Source organism: Paenibacillus plantarum, from assembly GCF_013141695.1.
Classification (GTDB): Bacteria; Bacillota; Bacilli; order Paenibacillales; family NBRC-103111; genus Paenibacillus_E; species Paenibacillus_E plantarum.
Genome location: NZ_WHNY01000047.1, coordinates 48636 through 63155 on the forward strand (window position 1 = coordinate 48636; position 14520 = coordinate 63155).

The following is a 14520-nucleotide window of genomic DNA, read 5'->3' on the forward strand; positions in this document are numbered from 1 at the left end:
TCAGATTTTTCGAAATCGCTTCCATTTACCGACTGGAAAATAGATGCTTTAGCATTTCCAAACGACTTTCCTTAAGGAAGGAAGATCAGCTTTAATCGTTTAGAACCTGCTTTGAGCATAAGGTTTTTTATCATCACAAACTAGACCAAAATCTTACGCAGGATGCGGAAAATATTTGATCAAATTATAAAAGTAATTCTTTACGAATATTGTCCAGATCTCTTTTGGATGGAATCGTAGAAATCGTAACAACAGGCACCGTCTTTAATGCAACCGGGAAATTACTAATGACGAAATCGATTTGATGCTGCTGCACCATTTCATCGGTTAGCCCTTTCATAATGGACGTATTAACGATCAACTGATCCCCGATTTCCTTTTTAATCAAATCCGCTATGTAATGACGAATCGAAAATTCTTCACCGATCACTAAAAAAGCCTTTTTCCTTTTATAACGTAAGCTTGAACGCACAATTAAGGTTAGTTTTGTTAAATGGTAATCATTATACAGGACAGAAGGGTAAGCTTCATTCCACGTTTTCATGCAGTCTTGCAATTCTTGATAGATTTGCTGGCACTCCTTTTGAACATATGTCGATAAATTGCTTTTTGAAATCATCATCCATTCCGGAATTGCATTATCCATTAAAAGCTTGTCTATGAAGTTATATATCTCCAATATAAATCGTTCTTCCATATCCATATTCGGATATACCTTTGCCAGTAATGTAAAAAGCAAATTACCCATTGGATATTCTTCTTTATCCTTGTATAATTCGACTTCTTTCATCGGTGTCATTTCCGATCCTTCGTAATAATGATATTGGCTGAGACTCACCCGCGATTGCATAAAAAATATTTCACTTTCGGGAAATTCTATAGTGAACTGTTCTTCTAGACTCTTTGCAAGAGTTTTCACCGGCAAATAAAACATCCCTTTTTCCCAGGGATATGTACTCTCGTCGACTTTTACATATTTCCCTTTCGTAACCCTATCTACGACAATTGCTAGTAAAAAGGATAATTTCCTTTTGGAATTGATAAAATAAACGATGTTTTTCTCATTCTCTATATGTGTGATTAACTGATTCATATTAGCAAAGTCAATGTTCGTAAAAGGCCATCCTGTAAAGTCATAGGCATCACAATATAGCTTCCAATAAAAATATCGAATATTCATTTCATTCCCTTTGATCTTAGGGGTGGAATAAGTAATGTGTAGCTTATAAGATTTCAGATCATTATTATTTAAGTGTACAATCAGCTTCTTCAAAGACGAGGTGCTCATATACATTTCTCCAGCAAGCTCCTCCACGGAGAACCGCCCATCCGTAGTAAACAATAGATGCATCAGCCGATAAAATGTCGTTTGACTGAATATAGAAGAAACCACTTCACTAATCGTCTTACCTCGTCCATCACGTCGAAGAAATACTCCCTTTCCTCTAGACACCTCAATGGTGATATCAAGTGGCAGTTGCTTGCTTATCTCTTCAACCATCTTACGTATTGTTTTATCTGAGATTCCTAGACTTTCCTCAACTTCGGCTAAGGTAAACCATCTTTGTTCCGTATCCAGCAGTGTCAATAGTTGACTAGCTAATGTATATCCTTTATCCATGTTCCCACCCTGTTTCAACTTAATTTTGATGTTATAGTATGTTCAAAGATAGTTCTTTTTTACCCTTTCGAACGCAAACTGCTTTTAGTCCCTGCAGGAAAAAGGCTTGCAGCCTGTTACATAAACTGCAAACCTTCTTTTATTCAATAACATCATGAAAATATCGAGATAACGGCTGCGCTCGTTATCTGTGATGCCTACCTACTTGAGCGCGATAGCATAACCGGATATCTAGGTAAGCGGGGACTGGACTTCGTCCGGCACGTTCGTTACGAAATCCCTGCGCAACTGCTCAAGGCGCTACAGATCGTGCATCATTTCTTCGAAGCTCCGAGCCAAGGTACCTATCTCAACCTTTTGCTTAATATTCAGTTTGACGTCAAAATCCCCAGCTGCGATGCGCCTCAGATTAGTAATCTTCCACCCAACAAAACTTGTAGCCAAAGCCGCGAACCGTTTGAATATATTTCGGTTCCGAAGGATTGACCTCGATTTTTTTACGTAAATAGCGAATATGAACGCTTACCGTGTTCTCCTCGCTTGTTCCTTCCAGCCCCCAAATTCTGTCGTATAGCAAGCTTGCGCTGAACACTTGATTTGGGTGATCGGCCAAAAATAAGAGAAGCTGCCGTTCCTTAGCCGATAGTCCTACCGTCTTTCCGCCAACCATCACTTCGCAGCTATCCAGATCGATGCTCAATTCCTGATTACGCAATCTATTTTTATAATTTGACTGCTTCCAATAAGCGTAGCTGCGCAACTGTGTCCGAATACGTGCGATTACGACATCGATATCAAATGGCTTCACGATATAATCGTTCGCCCCACCCTCCAAGCCGGCTACAATATCGCCGCCTTCCTTCCTGCAAGTAATTAGAATGACGGGAATATCCGAACGGTTGCGAATTTCAGCGCACAGGCTCATCCCGTCTCCGTCCGGAAGGTTAATATCCAGCAGAGCCAGATTTGGCAATTCATTGCCCAGTAAAGCTTGTGCTTCTCTCACGCTTCCAGCTGTCGTCACGCGAAATCCGCTGCTCTCCACGCACAACCGCAGCAGCTCCCGAATATCCCGTTCATCCTCAACGATCATGATGTGCCCGTCAGACATTTTAAGCACCTACCTTTCATTCCGATATCGACTTCATCCGACTTTTATTGTGGTATTCCCTCTGAAAATGACGCAGCACAATTTACATCCTAGCTACACCAGTTTAAGAGTAGATAAAGAAAATGAAAAAAGGAGGCTCCTGCCCTTACGTGGTCTCCTCCGGCTCCATCTCCCTTACATGTGCATAACGCAACGGAAAACGGATATAAAACGTGCTTCCTTGAGTAGATGAACGTTCAAGTCCGACCGCGCCGCCATGAGCGTTCATAATTTCTCGACATATCGGCAGTCCCAGCCCCGTTCCCGTAATCGCTCCTGTCTTAGCGCCTTTCCCCCGGTAATAGCGCTCGAAAATAGACTCCCGCTCCCCCTCTTCTATCCCGCTCCCACTGTCGATTATCCGAATGGTAATGGCTGAAGGCTGAGCCCCGAGTTCCTCCATTGTCGCCTCGACGCGAATCGTACCTCCCGGAGCTGTAAACTTCCGCGCATTCGACAGCAAGTTAGCAAACACTTGCTCCACGCGCATCGGATCGGCGTAAATGGCCGTAAATCGATCAGGCCAATAAGGCTCCGGCATCGGAACCCAGGAGAAGGTAAAGCCCTGCTCCAGCATGTCCATCTGCACCTTCGAACACAGCCTTGCGAATAAAGCCCCAAACGGAACAAGCTCGTATTCGAACTGAATATGTTTATTTTCAAGCCGGACGATTTCCAGCATATCGTCGATCATCCGCTCCATCACCAGCGATTTATCACGAATGACCTGAAGATAGCGGGTTTCTCCCGCCGGAATCGTACCATTCAGCATTAACTGGACATACCCTTTAATTGCTGTAATCGGCGTGTTGAGCTCATGACTCACTTCGGAATACATATTGCTGCGAATCTGATCGATGTGGGATAGTTTTTCATTGGCTATTATGAGCTCGCCATTTACCTTCGCCAGCTCCTTGTTCGTTGAACGTAACTGTGCCATACGCATAAGCCGCATGCCCATGATTATCCCAAAACAGATGACTACCCCGCCGAAGCCAAGAAAGGTCCAGCTGATCTGGGCAAGCGCGTGATGCGACGTCAACAAGGTCCGCGTCGTAGGAAAGAGTCCGAATTGCCCGCTCACCGCCCGACCAAGTACAAGCCCTCCAACAAAAAAGGCATTTCCGATTGCAAACACCATGATTTCCGAATTTCTTCGCCGTTTAAGAGCAAGAAAAAGGACAACTATTAATACAAGTAACAGACATGTCGAAACATAATCGTAAAAAAGCCGATAAAATAGCAGCTGCGCTTGTTCACCGAACAACAGCCAACCCGCAACCGCAACAAAGGCATAGACTAACACCGCGTAACCAAGATTACGAATCCACTTGCTGCCTTTACCACCAACAATCGCATACGTGATCAAAATCCCGCTGGCATATCCGATATACCAATTAAAGTGAATGAGCGATCCCCAGACCCATAGAGCTTCTGATCGAAAAGCAAACTGCCAGCCTCCCCACATGACGGTTAAATCTATAGCAAAACTCGCGAAAAAAACGGCAAAATAAATAAAAAGCGTTTGGCTGCGATTAAAAAAATACAATAGTAAAGATACCGCGCTTAACAGCGATAGCACAATTGCCCCAGCCCACATCGGCGCTTCCGTTCGCAGCAGCTTAAGCGCTAAAGACGATGAGGTTCCCGACCATACCTCGAAACCTTCCAAATTTTGATGAGGGGAAATGCGAGCCACCAGTACTTGATCTTCATGACCCGTTATATTCTCATACGAAATGATTCTCCAAGAAATAAATCCCGATGGTAGGAGCTTCTCTGACTTGAAGACAGGCTGGCCGTCCAGAAATAAGGTAATCTCAAAATCCTTAACTAGATAGGAATAAACCAGAAGCTGCCCCGGTGAAATCCCTTTTTTTGAAAGATTAGCTTTTAGCCAAAGCTCGTTGCCTGGATGAGCGCCATTCCGATCCGAATCCATCTGGGAGAATGGTTGCCATTCGGAAGGCAACTGTCCCTTAGTCATATTTCCGAAATAGTAGGCTTCCCAAGCGATCCTCGATGCCTGATTTTGATCCTCATGCGAGCTTGCCTGCACCGGGTTAGCTTGAAGAATGAGGCCAGCGGTAAGCAGCACAAGGATAAGCCTTATGATGTGTAATCTATTCGATTGGCTCACAATATTGATCTTGTCTCCTTTGGCACATCCTAGGCTTGTTGTCCTCAGTTTAACCTGTCTCTGCATTCAAATCCACATAGCTGGGAGGTTCATTATGATCATATTGATACAGTTGAAGAATGGATTTTGCAATTGGCATTTTTTAGACTGGCTCCTACAGTCAAAACGGAGGAGGGAGCTTTTACTTTCCGCAGGCAGAAATCCCCCTCCGGATACCGCATCGGTTTGTAACCTCAAAAAAGCCGCAGAAGCCTGTTTGCGCCAACTTTTCCTTCAAGCGTGGCCCATCCTGAACCTATGCCCGGCAAAGCGACTTTCCAAGCCTGCTGCGAGATTTTCCAAAAAAACTTGCCGCTAGCTCCCAAACAATCTGTACAGTAACCATGTTGTGGTCGGCATAGCGTTTTGCCTGTACATTTGTTTTACATTATTTTCCAAAATAAATAGTCCACTACAGCGTCTTTCTACCGATTCCGACCTCATGATTTTACCTTGGAGGAGGCTCCCGAGCAGGCAACATCGCTGTCGATTGCCAAGGCAGTCCGGGTTATCCCTCTCGGCTGCGGGGAATCCGGGTTATCGGTTCTACAAAACAAGGCTGCTTTGAATTTGACTTCAAAACAGCCTTGGTCTAGATTCTTTACTTGCTTTTTTGTTCCAGCATTTTTAAGAGCACCGTTACCGCCTCTGCTCTTGTCATTTTATCTCCAGGAGCGAATTGTGTCGCGCCTTTGCCTTCAATAATACCCAGATTTTTTATAGTGGCCACAGCGCCTTTCGCCCAGTCCGGAATGTCTTTATCATCTGCAAAGCCAGGTGTCTCAGTTGTTCCGCCAGTCAGGCCCAAGGCCTTTGCAATCATCGCAGCCATTTCTGCACGAGTGATTTCCGCATTCGGGCGGAAGGAGCCGTCCTCATAACCACTAATAATACCCGCGTACACTGCCTGCGCGATGGATTTCTGCGCCCAGGAGCCAATCTTCTCCTTGTCGGTGAACGTCAGCGCCGCTCCATCTCCTTGCGGTTTGAGCGCATTCATCAGCATGACCGCAAATTCCGCGCGCGTCACGGTGCGACCCGGCTTGAACGTATTATCCAGATAGCCCATAACGATGCCCGCGCTTACCGCTTGCTTAATACTGGCTTCCGCCCAATGTGCGGCAATATCGCTGAAGCTCACTTTCGTTAATCCGTCCGTTGTCGGAGGGGCAGCATTGGCTACCGCAAATACAGCGTATTTGGTGAAGTGATTAACCTCTACGGTAATGTTATTGCCGCTCACAGTGCCGCCGACCTTCACCCATTCCTTCTTCACTTCGTCATAATAGAAGACGACCGCCTTCTCATTGCCCTTCAAGCTATTTAGATCAAATTTGAAAGAGAGCGTGACAGATTTGTCGAAGTTCTCCACGAAGCTTTTTAGAATTTCGAATATCGAGCTAAGCAGAATATCCTTATTTGTAATCAACGTCTGTACATCCGAGACTTTATCGATCGTTAATTTTAACTCTTTGCCTGTAGCGTTAGCAGGAATGACGATCTTGATCTCATCGCCTTGGCTAACCTCTCCCGCTTTGCCTGCGGGAAGCGTTAAATGACCATCTGTAGAGGTGACCTTGGGGTCACTCGTTGGCGGAGTTGGCGTGTATGAGCCACCAGTAGGTGTGTTTGAGCCACCAGTAGGTGTGTTTGAGCCGCCATTACCGTTCGTTGCAACTGACATGCTTTCGCTGGCATTCGAAATGTTTCCCAACATATCAACAGCCTTAGCCGTATAAATATACTGCTTCGAAGCAGAAAGTCCGGTATCGACATACGTACTTTCAGCCGTTTCCACAATGAGCGTCCCGTCACGGTAAATCATATATTTGGCCACACCCGAATCATCGTTCGCAGCAAGATGAAGTGTAATCGAGTTTGTCGTTTTTGCGCCCGATGTGATTGTTACCTGGTCCGGTGCGGTCGTGTCCGCCAGCACTCCGTATGTGGAGAAATGGCTGACTGTCGTCTCGATGCCGTTGTCCGTTACTTGGGAAGGATTATATTCCCACTTGCCAGTAGACACGTTGTAATAATAAACAGCAATTTTACTCCGATCTGAACTTTGGTCATACCCGAGTGTAATCTGTACAGGTTGAGTGATCGTCATGCCTTCAAATTGGAAATCAATCACTTGTCCGGATCTAGTGAGTTTAACCTCCTCGGATGGCGCGGCGTTCGAATCTAGTACTGTCAATGTCGCTCCTTCGGGAATCACCAGTCCGTCCGGCAGCTTAATTACGAGCCCACCCGGGTACGTAAGCGTACGGACCGAAGGGTTTAATTGCATTGGCTCTCCCATGATACCGAGTCGGGTAATTGTGACCACGTATGTCGTGTGTGAGCCGTCTTGCGATGTCACTGTAATCTGAATAGGGTTAGGTCCTACAACTAAGCTTGAAGCATTGTACGTATACACATTACCCGTTACCGAATTATAATTTGCTCCTGTTACTGTTAGGGATTGAGTAGGATCCCCTTTGCTCACGAAAAGGTTGAGGTTCGAAACTGAATTCACCACATTTACCACATATTTCGTTTGTGTTGGTGAAAAATCGAGCGTCTCTTGATCCAATGACAAGCCGGATAATAAGGTGTTCGCTGACAGCCATTGTGCATACAAAGTGACATTCTGCGTGCCTATAAGGAGATTTACACCATCGGTGTAGCTTATGCCGCTACCGTCTGCCGCTGTATTCCAACCTGCAAATGTATAGTCTGTCTTCACCAGATTTCCGTTGTTGCCTGATACCGCCACCGTAACTCCCTGCTCATAAGAGCCGCTATTGGTTGGCACGCTTCCTCCCGTACTGCTGTTGCCGTTATACGTCACCGTGTATGTCGGATTCAATATCCACTTCGCATACAGCGTCACAGCCGACGAACCCATATTGAATACGGCGTCTGCCGCATAATCTGTCCCACTTCCATCCGCTTGCGTATTCCAACCTGCAAACGTATAGTGCGTCTTCACCAGATTCCCATTGTTGCCGGATACGGACACCGCAACGCCTTGCTCATACGAGCCACTGTCGGTCGGTACACTTCCTCCCGTACTGCCGTTACCGCTATACGTTACCGTGAATTTCGGGTTCAAAATCCACTTCACATACAATGTGACATCGGTAGAACCCATGTTGAACGCAGCGCCTGGCGCATAATCTGTACCGGTTCCATCCGCTTGTGTATTCCAACTTGCAAACGTGTAGTGCGCCTTGACTACATTTACTGCATTGCTATAAACGTTGACTGTTACGCCTTGCGAGTACGAATTGTTGTCAGTCGGCGCACTCCCGCCTGTGTTTCCGTTCCCATCGTAAGTCACATATTTTTGTATCGCCTGCAAGTAGGGATAACCGTTATTGCGCGATGGACTTATCCCCCAAATGCTTGTGAAGTCCCAGTTTGAATCTGCATAAGTGCTTTGCGTCTTCATCTCCGTGGTCGATCGGCCAACGCCTTTGCCTGTATCTGATTGACCTGTTGTACCCGAGTCGTAGAAGCTGTAGCTGATCGTTCCACTACTATTGTTGCCAATCAAACCGCCTACTTTGGTGCCGCTTCCCGTTACACTTCCTGCTGCATAGCTGTAGCTGATCGTTCCGCTGTTGGTACCAATCAAGCCACCTACATTGGTGCCGGTTCCTTTTACGTTTCCTGCTGCATAGCCGTAGCTGATCTCTCCGAAATTGGCTCCAACCAAACCGCCTACATTGGTACTGCTTCCTGTTACAATTGCTTTTGAGAAGCTGTTACTAACCGTTCCATAGTAATTGTAGCCAATCAAACCGCCTACACTGGCGCTTGTTCCTGTTACACTTCCTGATACATAGCTGTTGCTTATCTCACCGCCATCGATACGGCCTACCAAGCCGCCTACATATTGTTTGCCTGTAACATTTACATTTTCCAGAATCATATTGGAAACACTTGCATCATAGTCTATATAACCAAACAACCCTGAAAAATTATCATTAGGTCTATTAATCGTCAAGCCTGTGATCTTGTGTCCATTGCCGTCCATATGCCCCTGAAATCGGCCGCTAGAACCCCCAATCGGTAACCATCCTTGGCCATAGCTGCTCAAATCAATATCTGCCGTCAGCTTGAAGTACAGACCTGGATCCAAATAATTCCTGACCGTATCAAACTCCTCAACGGTTTTAATCTGATAAGGATCACTTTCCGTACCCATTCCAACCTCTAAAACTTTTGTCCATTGCGCATACAGCGTCACATCGGACGTGATCACGCCTTCAGCGTCTGCTTTATAATCCACTCCATGTCCATCCTCCTGCGTGTTCCAGCCTGCGAAAGTGTAGCCTGTCTTCACCAGATTTCCGTTGTTGCCAGAAATCGACACCTTAATGCCCTTATATGAGCCGCTGTTAGCGGGCACCTCTCCTCCAGTGCTGCTGTTGCCGTTATACACCACGGTATACCTAGGGTGTACGGTAAACGTAGTGGTCGCTTCGCTTGCGGCATGAGCGTCGTCCCCTGGAAAGGCAGCGGTAATGGCGTGCATACCGATCGCCAGAGCGGATGTCTTAAAGCTGGCGCTGGACGAGGCGCTTAGGAGCTCTCCCCATCCCACCGTAATCGTCATGTCATCTTGACCCCAGAAGGTGAAAGTCTGAGTAGCAGCATCCATCGTAATGTTCGATAAATAACGCGCTCCTGCCTTTTCCAGTTGGTTAACAATATTGCCGGAAGCGTCGTAAGTAACAATGTTCATCGCAATGCGATTATCCCCAAAACTGTAAGCCCGGTAGGTGTATGCCCCCCATTGAATAACGGGACAAGCAGAGCCACAGTTCGTTGTCGTAATCACTGGTTCAGCCGTAGTTAATCCAACTGTCGTAAGGTCCTGATTACCATCCCTGAAGGTGATTGTCCCGCTGGGGGTCATTCCACCGATTACCGGATCGAGTGCAGTGACGTTAAAGGTTACATCCTCCCCATAAGTTGAATCCATGGAATTTGCTGAAATCTTCAATGTGGCCGTACCCTGAGCTTTAGCGACGCCCGAATAAACGTTGATGAATACTGCCAAAGCGAGGACGACCGTGAATATCTTTTTCTGTTTTACCATTCCCAAAATATTATGCACTCCTATCTCTCCTTTGTTATATAAAATAGAAAATAACAATTAATATAATTCAAATATTTAAATAGATCTTATGCTTTCGTCCTCCACAATCATAATGTGCCCGTCAGACATAATAGGGGCACTATGCGAATAGTATCAGCTTCAGTTTAAGAGTAGATTAAGAGATGCAAAAAAGAGACTGCGTAAAGCTCGCAGTCTCTTCCGACTATTTTAAAAGAAGTTTTATATCTGCTCATTGCTCAGCATCGCACTCGCAATCGCCAGAAAGTCCTCCCGACCGATCTCAAATTGATCATAGCGAAAGGAATACCCTAAATTTCGCTTCCCGCGAGTGAAGCTAAGCTGCTCTAATAGATCTCTAATCTGTACCTCCCGGCATGAAATATAGCGGATTTTTCTGCGAAACGGCACAAACGATTCGGACATCTGATATCCTTGGGAAAATGGGGAAAATTCGTCGATTTTTCCCAAAAGCAAAGACCCCTACAGTCGAAGGCTATAGGAGCTCAAACTCTTCATATCTCACTTTCGTTTTACACTCCAGCATATACTCAACACCCAGATTTTTCGCCGTCATTTGTGATACGGTTCACCTTAACATTACTAACCATTTAGGGTAAACGCAACAATCTTGAATCCGCCTTTCAGAGAAATAGAAAAGCACCCAATTGGGTGCCATTCTATGACCTTATTTCTGAAGGGCTATCGCTTTAAAAATGACGACAGCAGCCTCTGCGCGAGTGGTATTGATTTTTGCTCTAAAAGTACCATCCTCATAACCGTTAATTAACCCGTTTTCGGCTGCAGAAGCTATAGCTTCCGTTGCCCAACTGGAAACAGCCGAATTGTCCAAAAAGCTGACGGACTTACTTGAAACATCCAGCCTCAACGCGCGGAATACAATCACTGCCATTTGCTCACGAGTAATCAGATCGTTCGGACGGAAGGTATGATCTTCAAAACCGGAAACAATCCCCAAAGCTGCGGCCGTACTGATCGAATCCTTAGCCCAATGATCGGTTGTATCGTTAAAGGCTCTGCTATCCGGTGCTGTCAACCTGAGAGCCTTTACCAAGATGGAGACGAACTCAGCTCTTGTAATAGAGTCATTCGGTTTAAAGGCCATATCCGGGTATCCGTTGATTGCCCCTGTTTGAACCAAATCTCGAATGCTGGCTTCCGCCCAGTGGCCCTTGATATCAGTCAAGTTCGTTTCGCTTGTCGACGGTAAGGGGGGCTGAACTCGTTCTGAAACGAGCACAGCGAACTTCCCGAAATGGGTGACAGAACCGGATACGGTGCCGCTAGCTTGATCGACCTTCACATTGTCCAGTACTACCCATTTGTTTGTTTGTTCATTCAGCCAGTAGACTGCTGCTTTACTCTTATTGAAGTCTAGCTTCGACTTGTCGAAGGCAAGAACTATCGTAACCGGCTTTATAAATTCGCCATCGCTGTTTTTCTTTATATCGTAAACATCCCCAAGCCACTGAAGGGAAACATCTTTAGGCAATTTTGAGATGTCGGCCAATTTATCCACGGTTACTTGAATGGTTTTGTCCGTAGCCCCTTCTGGAATGGAAAACTTAACGTTGCCAAGAGTGAACTCGGCACTGGAGTATGCGTCTATCGTAAAACGATCGGACGGAGCGCTTCCTCCGCCACCGCCAGCAGTAGGAGGTGTAGCCGGTGTAGTCGTAACTGGCGTATAGACCACAAATTTCGTGAAGTGCTTCGTCCAAATGACAATGTCGCTGCCAACGGTGATCTTTGCCTCACCACTGGTTGCTATTTCACTGTCTGCCGCAGCTTGGGTGTCAGCTGAAATCGTGCTTGTAATTGGCATAAACACGCCGCCGATTACAAACCCGACCGATTTCCCCCCCATGTTCGGGATTAACAAACGCACCGCATGATCGAAGGTTAATGATACGTCAGAGGAGCCTACTTCAATGACGGCGTTCACGTCTGCATTATTGACCGATACGCTGCTAGTGCTCTGTACGACCGGTAGTTTAATTGTCCCGTCCCAACTCGCGGGAGCCGTAATTTTCGTTCCTTCCGGGATTACAACGCTCACATTGCCTAATGAAGTAGCCGCTTTAACGTCTACCAGCGGCAGAGTCGCTTCTTTGTTTGACCCCACCGCTACCGGTGTGACGGCAACATTGGCATCCGCTATGCCTAAGGGAACTTCAATGGATACGGGTGTGCCCGGCGTTAACAGTATCGGTGTTGCAGAATGAACCGTCTGGACTGCCAAACAGATCGAAATTCCGGCCACCGTCATGTTTGCCGACTTGAGGGGGTATACCCGTCTATCGGAACATGCCGATCCAGCTGATATTGCACGGTTGTTAGAGAAATTTTATGATGAATGCGCGCCGGCGATTTGGAAGAGAGATGGCATTATTAATAAAATGATCGGTGACGCGGTGCTTTCTATATTTAATTTCCCCTTGGAGCGGCACGATCACGTCCACCAGGCCGTCATGGCCGCCATAGAGATCCAAAGAAAATGCAGAGATATGCAGTCCGAATTTTCAGCTATATCAGGCGTGGACGCCCCGGTCAAAATCGGAATTGGCATCCATACAGGTACGGCCTCTATAGGCGAATTTGGCACAGCTTATAAGGATTTCACGATTATTGGGTCTGTTGTCAATAAAGCTTCCCGAATTCAAGGCGCAGCCCAAAATGGGGAAACCTTGATATCAGACGATGCCTATCACTGCATCAAAGCCGATTACCCACATTTGGAACCCCATACTTATAACCTGAAGGGTATTGACCAACCCGTTGTTGCCTACGCTGTTCCGTTGTAATGTAACCCAGTCGGTTTCATTAGGAGTAGTAGTACACATCAGCAATTATAAGAATTTCTTAGTACTCACCGAGTTTCCCTAAAAAAGATTTTCTCCGTTGCTTGTGATACGGTTAAGCTTAACCTACCCTACGGCGAAAAAGACACCCTCGCTCGAGTGCCTTTTCACTTTCCCGATTCTATTAACAAAACTTCAACTAGGGATCTACCAGTTGCTTTTACATAGAATGTTTATCCACGTGAATGTTATGAGAACTCCATGTCAAAACCGACTAGGTGGCATCCTTCTGTTCCAGCCATCTCAAAATCGTTTGATTTGTTTCCTGCGGCTTTTCTTCCTGGATCCAATGACCGCAATCCAGATTGACCACTTCCACATTGGGCACGAACTTTGTAAGGTTTTCGGACTTCGCAACCATATCCCGGTCGCCGTAGATCATGAGGGTCGGCTGCTGGATGATTGGGTTCGCTTGCGCCAATAAGCGCCAGTTGCGGTCAAGATTCCTGTACCAATTTATGCTGCCCGTGAACCCTGATGTTTCAAAAGCGGAGACGTAAACGGCCAGCTCGCTTTCGCTCATTACGGGCTCACCGAGGGGTGTTTCTGCTCTGGCGAGGTTGATCAACGCCATACCTGGCTCAGGTGCTCTGAGAGGTTCGTTCTTCCGGTACAGGTTACGAAGAAACCTGTATGTATTGTCTTCGAATACGGCGTCCGCGACACCTGGCTGTCGATTGAAATGGACGAAATAGAAATCGCCGCCAAGTATTTCTTCCATGAACTCGATCCAGGGTTTTTCTCCGCGCTCTTGGTAAGGCAAGCTCAGATTTACCACTTTATTGACGCGGTTGGGATGCAACAAGGTCAGTCCCCAAACGACGAATGCACCCCAGTCATGACCTACAAAGGTAGCGTCCTCGTATCCATAGTGATCGAGAAGCGCGATGAGGTCACCCGACAAGTGTTCAATGTCATAGTCTGTTACTTCGGTCGGACGGGATGAGTTGCCGTAACCTCGCTGGTTGGGGACGATGACATGGTAGCCCGCTGCGGCAAGTGCATCCATCTGATGGCGCCATGAATAGGCATGCTCTGGCCAGCCGTGGCAGAGTACAATAGGTTTGCCTGCGTTTTCTCGGCCTGCTTCAAACACTTCAAGTTCTACACCGTTAACTGAAATAAGGGTGGGCTTGGGAAAATCGGTTGGATTAAACATTAAATTAAAACCTCCTTCTTGTGATACCTGTAGTATACTGAATAAAAGGTGACATCATAGTGTCACCTTTCTGAAATCATGTAAAATAAGAGGGCAATTATGAACAAAGTGGAGAGACTCATTTCGATTATCATGGTATTGCTGAGAAAAGAAATTGTTTCTACAACGAAATTCTCACAACTATTCAATGTCTCCAAAAGAACGATCCTTCGCGATATGGAAACATTGAACTTAGCGAACATCCCGATCTACTCTGTCACTGGAGTCAAAGGCGGCTACGCCATAATGGACGAATACAAGGTCGATAAACGCCTTCTAAGCAGCTCCGATTTACAGAATATATTGGCTGCGCTCGGCGGATTGGAACAACTCCTCTTTACTGAAGATGTGGAAAGAACGATAAAAAAAATAGAGGCAAT

At 46.2% G+C, this 14520-nt stretch carries 9 protein-coding genes and 1 pseudogene; 2 read left to right on the forward strand and 8 right to left on the reverse strand.

Annotated elements, in window-relative coordinates:
* Positions 1-184 precede the first annotated feature (184 nt).
* From GC096_RS16090 to GC096_RS16120, 7 genes and pseudogenes are all read right to left on the reverse strand, one after another.
* Complete coding sequence (locus GC096_RS16090) at positions 185-1621, reverse strand: AcpB/EbpR/MafR family transcriptional regulator (protein ID WP_171631565.1); 1437 nt, start codon at positions 1619-1621, stop codon at positions 185-187.
* A 204-nt stretch (positions 1622-1825) separates the two neighbouring features.
* Positions 1826-2026: pseudogene (locus GC096_RS16095) on the reverse strand (HAMP domain-containing protein); the annotation flags it as partial.
* Positions 2027-2030: 4 nt separating this feature from the next.
* Positions 2031-2732: a response regulator transcription factor gene (locus tag GC096_RS16100; RefSeq protein WP_171631566.1), complete on the reverse strand. Its 702-nt coding sequence runs from the start codon at positions 2730-2732 to the stop codon at positions 2031-2033.
* Positions 2733-2877: 145 nt separating this feature from the next.
* Complete coding sequence (locus tag GC096_RS39340) at positions 2878-4911, reverse strand: sensor histidine kinase (protein ID WP_171631567.1); 2034 nt, start codon at positions 4909-4911, stop codon at positions 2878-2880.
* Positions 4912-5551: 640 nt separating this feature from the next.
* Positions 5552-10060: an S-layer homology domain-containing protein gene (locus GC096_RS16110; protein WP_171631568.1), complete on the reverse strand. Its 4509-nt coding sequence runs from the start codon at positions 10058-10060 to the stop codon at positions 5552-5554.
* Between the two features lie 222 nt (positions 10061-10282).
* Positions 10283-10531, reverse strand: coding sequence for an EVE domain-containing protein (locus tag GC096_RS16115; RefSeq protein ID WP_171631569.1), 249 nt, complete (start codon positions 10529-10531; stop codon positions 10283-10285).
* A gap of 217 nt (positions 10532-10748) precedes the next feature.
* Positions 10749-12350, reverse strand: a complete 1602-nt coding sequence (locus GC096_RS16120; RefSeq protein ID WP_171631570.1) for an S-layer homology domain-containing protein — start codon at positions 12348-12350, stop codon at positions 10749-10751.
* On the opposite strand from GC096_RS16120, the gene GC096_RS16125 reads away from it, so the two are divergent.
* Positions 12349-12885 carry an adenylate/guanylate cyclase domain-containing protein gene (locus GC096_RS16125; RefSeq protein ID WP_171631571.1) on the forward strand — a complete coding sequence of 179 codons (537 nt, stop codon included), beginning with the start codon at positions 12349-12351 and terminating at the stop codon, positions 12883-12885. The two genes, GC096_RS16120 and GC096_RS16125, sit on opposite strands and share 2 nt — an antisense overlap.
* Before the next feature lie 271 nt (positions 12886-13156).
* Here the strand turns inward: GC096_RS16125 and GC096_RS16130 are convergent, their stop codons facing one another.
* Complete coding sequence (locus GC096_RS16130) at positions 13157-14101, reverse strand: alpha/beta fold hydrolase (RefSeq protein ID WP_171631572.1); 945 nt, start codon at positions 14099-14101, stop codon at positions 13157-13159.
* Between the two features lie 99 nt (positions 14102-14200).
* Here GC096_RS16130 and GC096_RS16135 point away from each other — a divergent pair.
* Positions 14201-14520: helix-turn-helix transcriptional regulator (locus GC096_RS16135; protein ID WP_171631573.1), on the forward strand; the 320-nt coding region annotated here is incomplete at its 3' end.